The following is a 14,538-nucleotide window of genomic DNA, read 5'->3' as shown; positions in this document are numbered from 1 at the left end:
CGCGGAGCCCAGCCGTCCCGCCGCCGCGGCAGACTGGTCGGATGCAGGAACGCACCGGCCGCCGACGCGGAGACGACTCCGAGCACCCCCGCGCCGTGCTCGCCAGCGGGTACACCGCGCGGATCGAGCCCGACCGCCACTCGCCCGAGGCGGCGACCCTGGTCGTCGACGGCACTCCGCAGTCGCACGTCGACCTCGCGGATCCGACGCACCTCTCGTTCGAGTACGTCCGCCGGATCGGCCACGCGATCGACCTCGTCGCCCCCGAGGGCGAGAGCGTCACGGCGCTCCACCTGGGCGCCGGAGCGCTGACCCTCCCCCGCTACGTCGCCGCGACCCGGCCGGGCTCGCGCCAGCAGGTCGTCGAGATCGAGGGCGCTCTGGTCGAGCTGGTGCGCGAGGCGCTCCCGCTCCCCCGCGGGGCGCAGATCCGCATCCGCCAGGGCGACGCCCGCGAGGTGCTCGGCAAGCTGCCGCCCGGGCTGCGCGGCACGGTCGACGTGGTCGTCGTCGACATCTTCTCGGGCGCGCGCACTCCCGCGCACGTGACCAGCGCCGAGTTCTACGGGGCGATCGCGCCGCTGCTCGCCCCCGGCGGCCTGGTCGCGGTGAACGTGGCCGACGGCGGCGCGCTCGCCTTCGCCCGCGCCCAGGCCGCGACGCTCGCCTCCGTCTTCGCGCACACCGCGATCATGACCGACACCCAGATGCTCAAGGCCAAGCGCTTCGGGAACGTGGTGATGCTCGCCTCGGCCGATCCGCTGCCGCTCGACGGCCTGCCGCGGCGCCTCGCCTCCGACCCCGCGCCCTCCAAGCTGGTGCAGGGGCGGGAGCTCGAGAACTTCATCGCCGGCGCCCTCGTCGTCACGGACGAGACCGCCACCCCGTCGCCGCTGCCGGCGCGGAGCATCTTCCAGGTGCGACGGGGCTGACCCGGGCCGCGCGTCGGGGCGCCGTCCGGGGACCCGCCGGTACACTCGACGCCGGGGTCAGCGACCCCGACCGTCCTCTCGTCCGCCGCGCGCGACGATCCGGATCCGCACTCCACGAGGAAGCATCGCCCTGAGCATCATCATCCGCCACGACCCCGCGACCCTCCACGAGGAGATCGACGTCGACGCCGCCCAGGAGCGCCTGGAGGAGATCGGCGCGCTGCGCAGCCTCGCCGCGCTCACCGAGAAGGCGGAGCTGCTGCGCCTGCTCGGGCGCGTCGACGAGGCGTGGGACCTCGCGAACGAGGCCGTCCGCCGCACCCGCTTCTCCGGCGACCGCGCCGAGCTGCTCACCGCCCGCGTCCGCCGCGCCCGCCTCATGCAGCTGCGGGGCCGCACCGACGAGGCCCTCTCGGAGCTCGCGCTCTGCGTCGAGGAGGCCCGCACGCACGAGTGGCACCTCGAGCACTCCTTCGCGCTCAAGCACCGCGGCCTCACCTTCTTCGAGCTGGGCGAGTACGGCCGGGCGATGCGCGACTTCGACGCCGCGACCGCCCTCGGCGAGCGCGTCGGGGTCCCCGAGGAGGAGCTCGAGGTCGCGCGCCTGGGCTACGCCGCCGCCTCCGAGTTCCAGGACGGGACCGACCGCGAAGCCCGCACCGACGGCACCGCCCGCGGCCGACGCCGCGCCGACGGCGACGAGTCCTAGGCAGCGCCACCGGTGGCCGACCTCGAGGACGTGGCCCGCTGGGCCGACGCGCTGATCGAGGAGCACCTCGACCCCTCCTGGTCCTTCGCGCTCGACCACGCGCGCACCCGCGGCGGCGCCTGCCACTGGACGCGCCGACGGATCACGGTCTCGCGCCACCTCGTCGCCCGCTGGAGCGACGAGGAGGTCCGGCAGACCCTCCTGCACGAGGTCGCTCACGCGCTCGCGGGGCCCGACGCCGGGCACGGACCGCAGTGGCGGCGGATCGCGGCACGGCTCGGCTACACGGGATCGCGCACCCACAGCAACCCGACCGCGGACGAGCTCGCGCCGTGGGTCGGCACCTGCCCGGGCGGACACCTCTTCTACCGCCATCGCCGGCCCACCCGGCCCCTGGCCTGCGGCCGCTGCGCGCGCCGGTTCGAGCCCGCGAACGCGATCCAGTGGCGGCGCCGACCGGTCCCGGCGCCGTGACCGCGGACGAGGCCCCGCACGGCGGGCGCACGCCGGTCACCGGGCAGTGGCTCCCCGAGGCCGACGGCCGGCGCTGGTGGTTCGACTCCGGAAGCCTCGCACTCGACTTCGCCACGACGGGAGCACTGCCTCCGGGAGCGGCCGAGCACCTCGACTCCGACGCCGCCCTGGCCGCCTGGCTCGCCGAGCGCTTCGAGGCGGTCGGCCCCGAGAGCCGGGACGCGCGCCTCGACGACGCGCTGATGCTCCGGGGCGCGATCGCCCGGCTGGCCGTCGCGGCCGAGGCCGGCACCGCGCCCGACCCGCGCGACGTCGACGTGGTCAACCTGGTCGCGGCGATGCCCGACATCCCACCGGTGCTGGGCGGAGGGTCGCGGCAGGCAGGACGGCTCCATGCGGCGGGCAGGCAGGCGCTCGCGTCCATCGCCCGGGAGGCCGTGGGGCTGCTGGGCCCGGCCGTGGCCGGACGGCTGCGGCGCTGCGCGGATCCGGAGTGCCGGATGCTCTACCTCGACACGTCCCGAGCCGGGTCGCGCCGCTGGTGCTCGATGCAGCGCTGCGGGAACCGGTCGAAGGTCCGGGCCTACCGCGCGCGCGCTGCCGCCCCGCGCGGCTGACGCACCGCCGCGGCACCGGGAGCGGCACCGCGGCGGGACGGGTCAGTCGGAGACGCGGACCGAGCGGTCGAAGGCGACGTAGCCCGAGAAGTCCTTGCCGACGCGGTCGAACGCCGTCGGGTAGGGGTGCGGATACGACCAAGCCTTGTCCTTCTGCAGGCCGTCGCCGGTCTGCACCGAGAAGTACTGGCACTCGCCCTTCCACGGGCAGGTGTAGGGCGTGGGGCTCTCGACGAGCACGCCCTCGGCGATGCTCGACGGTGGGAAGTACCAGTTGCCCTCGATCGAGATCAGGTCGGAGTCGGGGGCGTCGGCGAGGACGACGTCGTTGAGGACGGCTTTCATGCGGGCCAGCTTTCGGTCGGGGCGGGGGGCGGAGGGACCGCCTCCGCCGAACGCTACGCCGGGGGCGTGCGACTGGTCGAGGCGGCGGCTCGGATCCGCAGGGGCTTGTGCGCTCCGCGGACGCCCTGCACCGCTCGGAGGCCGCGCCCGCCGGAGCGGCGGGTCAGCGGAGGACCGACACCTCGTCGACGGCGTCGACCCGGGCGGCGGCGCGGACCTCGTCCGCCCGCCCCTCGGCGGCGAGCAGGCGGCCGGACTCGGACGCGGTGAGCAGGTGCGCGCACGCCCGGCGCAGGCCCTCGTAGGACGCGCAGGCCACCGCGGCCTCGGGCGAGACGTGGTCGATGCCCAATCCGATGAGCGCGTCGACGACGGCGCCGGCCGCCAGCTGGTCCTCCATCGCGAACCGCGCCGCTCCGCTGTCGTCGATGTCGCCGAGTGCGATCACGTTGACGCTGGTGCGCCCGCCGTTCTCGTGCTGGCGCTCCAGGATCCAGCGGGCGACGGCCGAGCGGTCGGCCAGGCCCGCGCGGACGACGCGGCCCTCCACTCCCCCGAGGTCGGGGCTCTCGCCTCCGGGCAGAGCGTCGACGAGCACCGTGACGTGGGCGGGGGCGAGCACGCGGAGGGCGCGGGCCCCCCACTCGAAGCGGATCTGGTAGGTCGACTGGTCGACGGAGGCGGCGGGAGCGGTCACCCTGACACGGTAGCGAGCCCCGGAGGCGCATACACGTCCGGGGCTCCGCGCGCACCCGGTTCCCGCGCAGGGGCGGGCGGAGGAGGATGTTCCTCGTGAAGGTAATGCTCAAGCACGTGCTCGACACCGACGCAGACTCCGCCTGGCGCGCCCTGCAGAGTCCGGCCGTGTTCCGGGAGGTGATGTCCCCGCTCCTGACCGCCGCGTCGCTGGACGAGGGCGGCTTCCGCCCGACCTGGGGGCTCGGCTCCCACGAGGTCGCGATGGACGCCCTCGGGATCGTGCCGATGGGCGCGCAGGAGATCGACCTCTCCTACCGCCGCGTCCCCTCGATGCCCGACGTGCGGATCCTGCGCGACAGCGGCGGGCCCCTCACCGGCTCCCTCCGACTGATCACCGCGTGGGACCACCGCATGGCCGTGGCCCCGCTCCCTGACGGGCGCACGCTCTTCCGCGACCGCCTCGAGTTCTCGGCGGGTCTCGCCTCGGCCGCGCTCTGGCCTTCGATGTGGGCGTTCTGGCAGTGGCGCGGCATCCGCATCCGCTCCCTCGCCCCGTCCTGGCGCCACGATCTCGGTGCCGACACCCGCCCGCGCGGGGAGTCCGCCGCATGAGCCCCGACGGTGTCGCCGAGGAGGAGACCGAGCTGTCGCGCTCGGAGCTCCTGCGCCTCCAGTGGCCCTCCGCCGACGAGGAGGAGCAGGACGACGACGGCGTCTCGCCCCGCCGCCGCCTCACGACGGCGGTCGAGGTGTCGGACTGGCGCCGCCATGTCCAGGCCCTCTACGCGGAGGTGCGCCGGCTCTCGAACGTGGACCTGCTCGCCGCGCACGCGTCCTGGATCCGCGGGCGCAACGCGCTCTTCGCGCAGCACCCCTCCACCCCCCTCCTCCCGGCCGACCGCGCGCACTTCCGCTCGCTGCCGATCGCGCCCTACGACGCGGCCTGGCGCTTCGAGCTCGAGGTGGCTCCGGCCGAGGAGGCGCGGCGGATGGACGTGGAGACCGGCACCGACGGCACCGTCCCCTTCGAGCTGGTCGGCACGGTCGAGGTGCCGGACGCCGGCAGCCTCGACGTCTGGCGCCTCGCGTCCTACGGAGGAGGACTGTTCCTGCCGGTCAAGGACGCCCTCGCGGGGACACCCGGCGGCACCTACGGCGGCGGCCGCTACCTCCTGGACACCGTGAAGGGCGCCGACCTCGGCCCGGGCTCCGCCCCGGGGACGCTGGTCCTCGACTTCAACTTCGCCTACAACCCCTCCTGCGCCTACGACCCGGCCTGGGCCTGCCCGCTCGCCCAGGCGGGCAACCGGCTGCCGGTCGAGGTGCCGGTCGGCGAGCGCTACCGGGGCTGACACCGACCCTGGACGTTCTCGGAGGGGCGGCCGATAGCCTCCGGGCGGCGCCGTCGTGCGCCGGAAAGCAGGAAAGCCGCATGCCCCGTCCCGTCCTCCTCGTCACAGGAACCTCCACCGGCATCGGCCGCGCCACCGCGATCGAGGCCGCGCGCGCGGGCTGGCGGGTGGTCGCCACCGTGCGGGATCCGGAGCGGGCGGAGGGCCTGCGCGCCGCCGCCGCCGAGGCCCGCGTCGAGCTCGACCTGCGATCGCTCGACGTGACCGACGCGGACTCCGTCGCCGGCTGCCTCCGCGCCGTGGAGGAGGAGCTCGGCGGTCTCGACGCCCTCGTGAACAACGCCGGAGCCGGCCACCTCGGCACCCTCGAGCTGGAGGATCCGGAGGAGCTGCGCCGCGTGATGGAGGTCAACTTCTTCGGCACCGTCGCGGTCACCCGCGCCGCGATGCCGATGCTGCGCTCGTCCCGCGGTCGCATCGTCACCGTCTCGAGCGTCGGCGGCGCGATCGGGCAGCCGTTCAACGAGGACTACTGCGCGTCGAAGTTCGCGGTCGAGGGGTTCTTCGAGGCGCTCGCCCCGGTCGCCGCCTCCGTCGGCGTCCACGTGTCGCTGATCGAGCCGGGAGCGGTCCGCAGCAGCTTCGTCGAGAACGTCGGCATCGACGCGGCGGCGATGCTCGCGCAGGCCGGCCCCTACGCGCCGGCGCTCGGCGCCTACCTCGACCGCGCCGCGTCGTCCTTCTCCTCGACCCACGCGCAGGACCCGTCCGACGTCGCCGCCGTCATCCTGAAGACCCTGCGCGACCCGGAGCCGGCCTTCCGCGTGCAGACCTCGGACTGGGCGGGCGACTTCGTCGGGACCAAGCTGAGCGACCGCGACGGCTCCCGCGTGCAGGCCGCGATGCGCGGATGGATCGGCATCCACTAGAGTGGGATGGTGCGAGCGCAGCGACTGCGCTCCCCCGCGTCGTAGAACGCCCCTTGTCCCCTAGGACTCTGACCGTCGAGGATCCGTCCCGACCATCTGGCGCACGTGCATGAGGCCCCCGGCCGCGCGCACCGAATCGTACGGCGAACGGATGTGACCACCGTCACCTTCGCCCGAACGCCGATCACCCGCGCCCCGGCCACCGCCCGCGCGTCCTCGATCGGCATGATGCCCCCGAAAGGCACCACTCCATGTCGAACACCCCCCTCTCCTTCAGCGCCCTCGGCGTGCCGGCCCCCCTCGTGGCTGCGCTCACCGCGAGCGGCATCACCGAGCCCTTCCCGATCCAGGTCGACACGCTGCCCGACACCCTCGGCGGACGCGACGTCCTCGGCCGCGGCAAGACCGGCTCCGGCAAGACCCTCGCCTTCTCCATCCCGATGATCGCCCGACTCGGCGGCTCGCTCGCCGGCGGACGCCGCCGCCCCGGCCGCCCGCTCGGACTCGTCCTCGCGCCGACCCGCGAGCTCGCCACGCAGATCACCGCCGCGATGCAGCCCCTCGCCGACGCGTACGGCATCGTCACCACCACGATCTTCGGAGGCGTCTCGCAGCAGCGCCAGGTCGCCGCGCTCAAGCAGGGCGTCGACATCGTCGTGGCCTGCCCGGGCCGCCTCGAGGACCTGATGAAGCAGGGCTTCGTGAACCTCGACGCCGTCGAGATCACCGTCCTCGACGAGGCCGACCACATGGCCGACCTCGGCTTCCTGCCGGTCGTCACGCGCATCCTCGACAAGACCCCCCGCGGCGGGCAGCGCCTGCTGTTCTCCGCGACGCTCGACAACGGCGTGGACAAGCTGGTCAAGAAGTACCTCCAGAACGAGGTGCTCCACTCGGTCGACGAGGCCAACTCGCCGGTCGCGCTGATGACCCACCACGTGTTCGAGGTCGACGGCCTCGACGCCAAGAACGCTCTCGTGAAGACGCTCGCGTCCGGCACCGGCCGCCGCATCCTCTTCATGCGCACCAAGCACCACGCGAAGAAGCTCGCCAAGCAGCTCACCGGCCAGGGCATCCCCGCGGTCGACCTGCACGGCAACCTCTCGCAGGTCGCCCGCGACCGGAACCTCGCCGCGTTCGGCGCCGGCACCGTCAAGGTCCTCGTCGCCACCGACGTCGCCGCCCGCGGTGTGCACGTCGACGACGTCGAGCTCGTCATCCACGTCGACCCGCCGATGGAGCACAAGGCGTACCTGCACCGCTCGGGCCGCACCGCCCGCGCCGGCAGCGAGGGAGACGTCGTCACCGTCGTCCTGCCCACGCAGCGCAGCGACGTGAAGACCCTCCTCCGCAAGGCCGCGATCCAGGTCGCGCCCCAGCAGGTGACGGCCGACTCGGCCGCCGTCGCGAAGCTCGTCGGCGACGTCGCTCCGTACGTCACCCCCAGCGCCGTCGTCGAGCCCGTCCGCGGCCAGTCGCAGGGCGGACGCTCGCAGGGCGCCAACGCGCAGCGCAAGCGCGCGGCCCGCACCGAGGGCACCGCCGCACCCCGCGGCGGACGCTCGACGGGTGCCGCGACCGGCGGAGGCGACCGCCCCCGCCGCGACCGCACCGCCGCCGAGGGACCCGCCCGCGGCGGCGCCCGCGGAGGCCGCAGCCGCTCGGCCGCCGGTGCCCCCTCGACCTCGGGCGGATCGCGCTCGTTCTACAGCACCGCGACCGGCGGAGCGGCCTCGGCCGCTCCCGCCCGCGAGTCCGCCGGCGGCGGCGCCCGCCGCGGCGGCCGCCGCGCGCAGGGCTGAGTCCGATTGTGCGCCGCGGAGCGGCGCACCGCGGTCGGCTTCAAGCATGGTCGCGGCGCGCAGAGCGTGTCGCGACCGGCTAGGCCGATCCGCTCGCACGCGGATCGACCGTTCGCCTCGCGGGCAGCCGCGGAGCGGCGCACCGCGGTCGGCTTCAAGCACGGTCGCGACGCGCAGAGCGTGTCGCGACCGGCTAGGCCGATCCGCTCGCACGCGGATCGACCGTTCGCCTCGCGGGCAGCGGCTGGTCCGGGGGCTGGGCGTTCGGTGATCGCACCTCAGCGCTCGTCCTGATCAGGGCGCCGACATCACGAAGGGCCGGGGCCCGCGACTTCTGGTCGCGGGCCCCGGCCCTTCGTCGTTCACGCTTCACCTCTTCGAGCGGAGTCCCGCACAGGGAGCTCCGGAAGTCCTCACCGCGTCATGATCAGGCGATCCCCTGCTGCGCCGTCGTCGGGCAGGGGCGCCGCCTTTCCTCGCCCGGTCACAGAGGTCCGGTGGACGCCGGATCCACGAGCCGAACGGCCGGGTCGCGTGCCGGCGGATGGGTCCAGGCGGACGCCCGACACTCCAGCCGGCCCGCCATCCTTGCGCACCGATAGCGGCGCGCAGAAGGGAGCGCCGCGGCCGATCCGCGCCGCTAGGACAGGCGGCCGACGGAAGCGAGCGCGGCGCGGATCAGCGCGCCCCGCCCGCCCTCCATCTCGGCGGAGATCGCGTCGGAGCAGGCCTCGTCGGGGGTCATCCAGGTGAGCTCGAGGGCGTCCTGGCGGGGGTCGCAGGTGCCGGTGACGGGGACGACGTAGGCGAGGGAGACCGCGTGCTGGCGGTCGTCGGTGAACGGTCCCATGCCGGGCATCGGGAAGTACTCGGCGACGTGGAAGGGGAGCGGGCTCGCCGGGAGGAGGGGGAAGGCCATCGGGCCGAGATCCTTCTCGAGGTGGCGGAACAGCGCGTCGCGCAGCGTCTCGCCGTACATCACGCGGCCCGAGACGATCGTGCGGGTGATCTGGCCGGAGGGGGTCGCGCGCAGGAGCACGCCGACCTCGGTGACCTGCCCGAGCCCGTCGACCCGGACGGGCACGGCCTCCACGTACAGCAGCGGGAGCCGCCGGCGGATCTCGGCGAGTTCGTCGTCGGACAGCCACCCGGAGTTCGGGTCAGGGGTGCGCACGCTCATGCAGCCATTCTCACCCTTCGCGGCTGGTGTTCCGACCGGCGGCGGCGATCCCGCACTCAGGGGGATGATGGTGCGATGGGAATCGACGCGAACGCGGTGCTGTGGTCCTCCTCCGAGCGCGACCGCGTCGGCAGGCCCCTCCTGGTGCTGCTGCACGGCTACGGCTCGCACGAAGGGGACCTGTTCTCGCTCGGCGCCTACCTGCCGCTGGAGCCGGTCCTCGCGTCCCTCCGGGCGCCTCTCGCCCTGGGCGGCGGGGCGAACGCGTGGTGGCCCCTCCGTGTCCCGCTGGTGCCGGACGAGCCGCGGGCCGATCCCGAGGCCGTCGAGGCGGCGGCGGCCGGTGTGATCGAGTGGCTCGACGGTCTGGAGCACCCGGGCCCGGTGGGGCTGCTGGGCTTCTCCCAGGGCGCCGCGCTGGCGGTGCAGCTGCTGCGGCGCGCGCCGGGCCGCTTCGCCTTCGCGGTCGCTCTGTCCGGGTTCGTGGTCCCGCTCGCCGAGGGCGACGACGCGGACGAGCGGCTCGCCCGCGAGCGTCCTCCGGTGTTCTGGGGCCGCGGGACGCTCGACACGGTGATCCCGGAGGAGCTCGTGCGGGACGCGGCGGCCTGGTTCCCGGAGCACACGGCGCTCGACGCCCGGGTCTACGAGGGCGTCGCCCACGGAGTCGGGCAGGCCGAGCTCGCCGACATCGGCACGTTCGTGCGTCTCTGCTTCGCCTGACGGGCGGGCTCCCCCGCGTCAAGGGCTCGCCCCCGGGCCGCGACCCCGGCAATGTCGGAGGTGGCAGGGAGGATGGGTGCATGCCGGACGTCCTCGAGCGCTTCTCCCCCGCCACGCGCGCGTGGTTCGAGGGCGCGTTCCCGGCGCCGACCGCCGCCCAGGAGGGCGCCTGGTCGGCCATCTCGAGCGGAGCGCACGCCCTCGTGGTCGCTCCCACCGGCTCCGGCAAGACGCTCTCGGCCTTCCTCTGGGCGATCGACCGGCTCGTGCAGGGCCCGCCGCCGGAGGATCCGCAGCACCGCACGCGCGTGCTCTACGTCTCGCCGCTGAAGGCTCTCGGCGTCGACGTCGAGCGCAACCTCCGCTCGCCGCTCGTCGGCGTCACTCAGACGGCGCTGCGGCTGAGCGCCGAGGGCATCGGCACCGCGCCGGCCACGGTCACCGTCGGGGTGCGGTCGGGAGACACGCCCGCCGCCGAGCGGCGCGTGCTGCAGAAGACGCCGCCGGACATCCTGATCACGACCCCCGAGTCGCTCTACCTCATGCTCACCTCGGCGGCGCGCGAGTCGCTCCGCGGCGTCGAGACGGTCATCGTCGACGAGGTCCACGCGGTCGCGTCGACCAAGCGCGGGGCGCACCTCGCCGTCTCCCTCGAGCGGCTCGACGCCCTGCTCCCGAAGCCGGTGCAGCGCATCGGCCTCTCGGCGACGGTGCGCCCGCGCGAGGAGGTGGCCCGGTTCCTCGCCGGCCGCTCCCCGGTCGCGATCGTGGCTCCGGCGTCCGAGAAGCAGTGGGACCTCAGCGTCGTCGTCCCGGTCGAGGACATGTCCGAGCTGGGGACGGCGGCTCCGCAGGACGGATCGACGATGGGGGCCACCGGTCCGCAGAGCGGGTCGATCTGGCCGCACGTCGAGGAGTCGATCGTCGACCGGGTCCTCGCGCACACCTCCTCCATCGTCTTCGCGAACTCCCGCCGTCTCGCCGAGCGGTTGACCGCCCGGCTCAACGAGATCTACGCCGAGCGCCGCGAGCTCGCCGCGGAGCGGGCGCGCGAGGCGGGCGAGCCCGTCGCAGTCGGGGCCCTGCTCGCCGAGGCGGCCTCCTCCTCCGTCCGCCGCTCCCCGGCCGAGGCGATGGGAGCGGCCGGGGGCACGAGCGGCAGCGGGCAGTCCGCGCCCGACGAGGAGCCGCTGCTCGCCCGCGCCCACCACGGCTCGGTGAGCAAGGAGCAGCGCGCGATCATCGAGGACGACCTGAAGTCCGGCCGCCTGCGCTGCGTGGTCGCGACCTCGAGCCTCGAGCTGGGGATCGACATGGGCGCGGTCGACCTCGTCGTCCAGGTCGAGACGCCGCCCTCGGTCGCGAGCGCCCTGCAGCGCGTGGGTCGAGCCGGCCACCAGGTCGGCGAGGTCTCGCGCGGGTCCTTCTACCCCAAGCACCGGGCCGACCTTCTCCACTCCGCCGTGACGACGGAGCGGATGCGCTCGGGCCTGATCGAGGCGATCGCCGTCCCCGCGAACCCGCTCGACATCCTCGCGCAGCAGACCGTCGCCGCGACCGCCCTCGAGAGCCTCGACGTGGACGACTGGTTCGACACCGTCCGCCGCAGCGCCCCCTTCGTGTCCCTGCCCCGCTCCGCCTACGAGGCGACCCTCGACCTCCTCTCGGGCCGCTACCCCTCCGACCAGTTCGCGGAGCTGCGGCCGCGCCTCGTCTGGGACCGCGACGCGAACACGCTCACCGGCCGGCCCGGCGCCCAGCGCCTCGCCGTCACCAGCGGCGGCACCATCCCCGACCGCGGGCTCTTCGGCGTGTTCATGGTCGGCGAGCCGGGCTCGACCGGCAACCGCGTCGGAGAGCTCGACGAGGAGATGGTCTACGAGTCCCGCGTCGGCGACGTCTTCGCGCTCGGAGCCACCAGCTGGCGCATCCAAGAGATCACCTACGACCGCGTGATCGTGACGCCGGCGTTCGGCGAGCCCGGGCGCCTCCCGTTCTGGAAGGGCGACTCGCAGGGGCGCCCCGCCGAGCTCGGCGAGGCGATCGGGGCGTTCACCCGCGAGGTGGGCGCCGCCGCCCCCGAGACGGCCCTCGAGCGCTGCACGGCGGCCGGGCTCGACGAGTACGCGACCAGCAACCTCCTCTCCTTCCTCGACGAGCAGCGCCTGGCCACAGGGCAGATCCCGGACGACCGCACCCTCGTGCTCGAGCGCTTCCGCGACGAGCTGGGCGACTGGCGGCTGGTGCTGCACTCCCCGTACGGGATGCAGGTGCACTCGCCGTGGGCGCTCGCCATCGGCGCTCGCGTCCGCGAGCGGCACGGCGTCGACGGAGCGGCCATGGCCGGGGACGACGGCATCGTCGTGCGGATCCCCGACACGGAGTCGGAGCCGCCGGGCTCCGAGCTGTTCCTGTTCGAGCGCGAGGAGCTGGAGCAGCTGGTCACGAGCGAGGTCGGCGGCTCCGCCCTCTTCGCCGCCCGGTTCCGCGAGTGCGCGGCGCGGGCGCTCCTGCTCCCGAGGTACAACCCGGGCAAGCGCTCCCCGCTCTGGCAGCAGCGGCAGCGGGCGGCGCAGCTGCTCGACGTCGCCCGCACCTACCCGACCTTCCCGATCATCCTCGAGACCGTCCGCGAGTGCCTCCAGGACGTCTACGACCTGCCCGCGCTGCTCCGGCTCGCCGCGCGGCTGGACGGGCGCGAGCTGCGGATCCTCGAGGTCGAGACGCCGACCGCCAGTCCGTTCGCGCGGTCCATGCTCTTCGGCTACGTCGCGGCCTTCATGTACGAGGGCGACAGCCCGCTCGCCGAGCGCCGTGCCGCGGCGCTCTCGGTCGACGCGACGCTCCTCGGCGAGCTGCTCGGCCGGGCGGAGCTGCGCGAGCTGCTCGACCCGGCCGTCCTCGCGCAGATCGAGCGCGAGCTGCAGCGCGTCGAGCCCGAGCGCCGCCTCCGCGGGCTCGAGGGCGCCGCCGACCTGCTCCGGCTGCTCGGCCCGCTGACGCTCGACGAGCTCGGGGAGCGCCTGGTCGACGAGTCGGTCGCCTCGGCGGACGTCGCGAAGGCGCCCGCGATCGAGCGCGCGGTGCTCGAGGCCGACGTGGCCGCGCTCGTGAAGGCCAAGCGCGTCCTGCCCGTGGGCCTCGGCGGTGAGCAGCGGTACGCCGCGATGGAGGACGCCTCCCGGCTCCGCGACGCTCTCGGCGTGCCCCTGCCGATCGGCGTCCCCGTCGCCTTCATCGACCCGGTCCGCGATCCGCTCGGCGACCTCGTCGCCCGCTACGCGCGCGCCCACGGCCCCTTCACCGCCGCCGCCGTCGCCACCCGCCTGGGCCTCGGAGTCGCGGTCGTCACCGACACCCTGCGCCGCCTCGCGGGCGAGCGCCGCGTCTCGGAGGGCGAGTTCCGCCCCACCGGCACCGGGACCGAGTGGTGCGACGCCGAGGTGCTGCGCCGCCTGCGCAGCCGCTCTCTCGCCGCGCTCCGCAAGGAGGTGGAGCCGGTGGACGCGGCCGCGTACGCCCGCTTCCTCCCCGCCTGGCAGCACGTCGGCGGCTCGCTCCGCGGTATCGACGGCGTGGCCTCCGTGATCGACCAGCTGGCCGGCGCGCCCATCCCCGCGTCCGCCTGGGAGTCGCTGATCCTGCCCGCCCGGGTGCGCGACTACTCCCCCGCGATGCTCGACGAGCTCACCGCGACCGGCGAGGTCCTCTGGGCCGGCGCGGGCACCCTGCCCGGCAACGACGGCTGGGTGAGCCTCCATCTCGCCGACACGGCAGGGCTGACCCTCCCCGTCCCCGCCGCCGAGTCCGTGACCCTGACCGAGCTCCAGCAGGAGATCGTCGGCGTGCTCGGCTCGGGCGGCGGCTACTTCTTCCGCCAGCTCTCCGACGCGGTCGGCTCCACCGACGACGCGGGTCTCGTCGAGGCCCTGTGGGAGCTGGTCTGGGCCGGGCTCGTCACGAACGACACCCTGGCGCCGCTGCGCACCCTCGTCGGCTCGACCGGCGGCGCCCACCGCCAGCCGCGCGCCCCCGCCCGCGCCCGCGCGCCCCGGGGCCGGATGACCGCCCGCCCCACGATGGCCACCCGCGTGGGGCCGCCGACCGCCGGCGGCCGCTGGTCGATCGTGCCGCTCGCGGAGTCGGACGCGACGATCCGCGGGCACGCGCTCGGCGAGACGCTGCTCGAGCGGTACGGGATCGTCACTCGCGGCTCCGTGCAGGCCGAGGGCGTCCTGGGCGGCTTCGCCCTCGCCTACAAGGTGCTGAGCGGCTTCGAGCAGCAGGGCCGCGCCCGGAGGGGCTACTTCATCGAGAAGCTGGGAGCAGCGCAGTTCGGCACCGCCGGCAGCGTCGACCGGCTCCGCACGTTCGCCCCGCAGGACGAGGCGCAGGAGCGCTCACGTCCGGTGCTCGCGCTCGCGGCGACCGACCCCGCCAATCCGTTCGGCGCCGCTCTGCCGTGGCCGCAGGGCGAGGGGCACCGCCCCGGTCGGAAGGCCGGCGCGCTGGTCGCCGTCGTCGACGGAGCGCTCGCGGTCTACCTCGAGCGCGGCGGCAAGACCGCCCTCACCTTCACCGCCGACGAGGCGGCCCTCGCCGACGCGGCCGGCGCCCTCTCGCAGCTCGTCCGCTCCCGCGGGGTCGAGAAGCTGACCGTCGAGAAGATCGACGGCGTCTTCGCGCTCGGCACGCCCTTCGGCGACGCCCTCGTCGCCGCCGGCTTCGTCGCGAATCCGCGCGGCCTGAGGATGCGCTCGTGAGCGCCGGAGGGAG

General features: G+C 74.9%; 13 protein-coding genes. 10 read left to right on the top strand and 3 right to left on the bottom strand.

Going from position 1 to position 14,538, the window contains the following annotated elements:
- The first annotated feature begins 41 nt into the window (after nt 1–41).
- The 4 genes from C5C54_RS12435 (at nt 42) to C5C54_RS12420 (ending at nt 2,732) form a co-directional block, all read left to right on the top strand.
- A complete protein-coding gene (locus tag C5C54_RS12435) occupies nt 42–932 on the top strand; it encodes a spermidine synthase (RefSeq protein ID WP_104226766.1) in 891 nt (296 codons plus the stop codon).
- A 379-nt stretch (nt 933–1,311) separates the two neighbouring features.
- A complete protein-coding gene (locus tag C5C54_RS18000) occupies nt 1,312–1,641 on the top strand; it encodes a hypothetical protein (protein ID WP_181027192.1) in 330 nt (109 codons plus the stop codon).
- Nucleotides 1,642–1,653: 12 nt separating this feature from the next.
- Entirely contained in the window at nt 1,654–2,115 is a 462-nt protein-coding gene (locus tag C5C54_RS12425; protein WP_104247588.1) for a SprT-like domain-containing protein, read from the top strand.
- The gene (locus tag C5C54_RS12420; protein ID WP_104247605.1) at nt 2,112–2,732 is read left to right on the top strand and encodes a CGNR zinc finger domain-containing protein; all 621 of its coding nucleotides are present in this window, start codon (nt 2,112–2,114) and stop codon (nt 2,730–2,732) included. Before C5C54_RS12425 ends, C5C54_RS12420 begins: the two co-directional genes overlap by 4 nt.
- Before the next feature lie 42 nt (nt 2,733–2,774).
- Here the strand turns inward: C5C54_RS12420 and C5C54_RS12415 are convergent, their stop codons facing one another.
- Nucleotides 2,775–3,077: a DUF427 domain-containing protein gene (locus C5C54_RS12415; RefSeq protein WP_104224584.1), complete on the bottom strand. Its 303-nt coding sequence runs from the start codon at nt 3,075–3,077 to the stop codon at nt 2,775–2,777.
- 163 nt (nt 3,078–3,240) lie between these two features.
- Nucleotides 3,241–3,774, bottom strand: a complete 534-nt coding sequence (locus C5C54_RS12410) for a 2-phosphosulfolactate phosphatase (RefSeq protein ID WP_104288466.1) — start codon at nt 3,772–3,774, stop codon at nt 3,241–3,243.
- 104 nt (nt 3,775–3,878) lie between these two features.
- On the opposite strand from C5C54_RS12410, the gene C5C54_RS12405 reads away from it, so the two are divergent.
- From C5C54_RS12405 to C5C54_RS12390, 4 genes are all read left to right on the top strand, one after another.
- Nucleotides 3,879–4,388 carry a hypothetical protein gene (locus C5C54_RS12405; protein ID WP_258063321.1) on the top strand — a complete coding sequence of 170 codons (510 nt, stop codon included), beginning with the start codon at nt 3,879–3,881 and terminating at the stop codon, nt 4,386–4,388.
- Nucleotides 4,385–5,128 (top strand): DUF1684 domain-containing protein, encoded by a 744-nt coding sequence (locus C5C54_RS12400; RefSeq protein ID WP_104288464.1) that lies wholly within the window; start codon nt 4,385–4,387, stop codon nt 5,126–5,128. Before C5C54_RS12405 ends, C5C54_RS12400 begins: the two co-directional genes overlap by 4 nt.
- Nucleotides 5,129–5,208: 80 nt before the next feature.
- Entirely contained in the window at nt 5,209–6,057 is an 849-nt protein-coding gene (locus C5C54_RS12395; protein WP_104288463.1) for an SDR family oxidoreductase, read from the top strand.
- Between the two features lie 251 nt (nt 6,058–6,308).
- Nucleotides 6,309–7,859, top strand: coding sequence for a DEAD/DEAH box helicase (locus C5C54_RS12390; protein ID WP_104225114.1), 1,551 nt, complete (start codon nt 6,309–6,311; stop codon nt 7,857–7,859).
- A gap of 640 nt (nt 7,860–8,499) precedes the next feature.
- Here the strand turns inward: C5C54_RS12390 and C5C54_RS12385 are convergent.
- Nucleotides 8,500–9,039, bottom strand: coding sequence for an NUDIX hydrolase family protein (locus C5C54_RS12385; protein ID WP_104225113.1), 540 nt, complete (start codon nt 9,037–9,039; stop codon nt 8,500–8,502).
- Nucleotides 9,040–9,114: 75 nt separating this feature from the next.
- Between C5C54_RS12385 and C5C54_RS12380 the strand changes: the two genes are divergently transcribed.
- Together C5C54_RS12380 and C5C54_RS12375 are read left to right on the top strand one after the other, a co-directional pair.
- Complete coding sequence (locus C5C54_RS12380) at nt 9,115–9,762, top strand: alpha/beta hydrolase (RefSeq protein ID WP_104273246.1); 648 nt, start codon at nt 9,115–9,117, stop codon at nt 9,760–9,762.
- Between the two features lie 80 nt (nt 9,763–9,842).
- A complete protein-coding gene (locus C5C54_RS12375; RefSeq protein WP_104288462.1) occupies nt 9,843–14,525 on the top strand; it encodes an ATP-dependent helicase in 4,683 nt (1,560 codons plus the stop codon).
- The last annotated feature ends 13 nt before the right edge of the window (nt 14,526–14,538 follow it).

Origin of the sequence: Rathayibacter sp. AY1F2, assembly GCF_002930885.1 — a bacterium.
GTDB lineage: Bacteria > Actinomycetota > Actinomycetes > Actinomycetales > Microbacteriaceae > Rathayibacter.
This window is presented reverse-complemented; position numbering and strand designations above follow the sequence as displayed.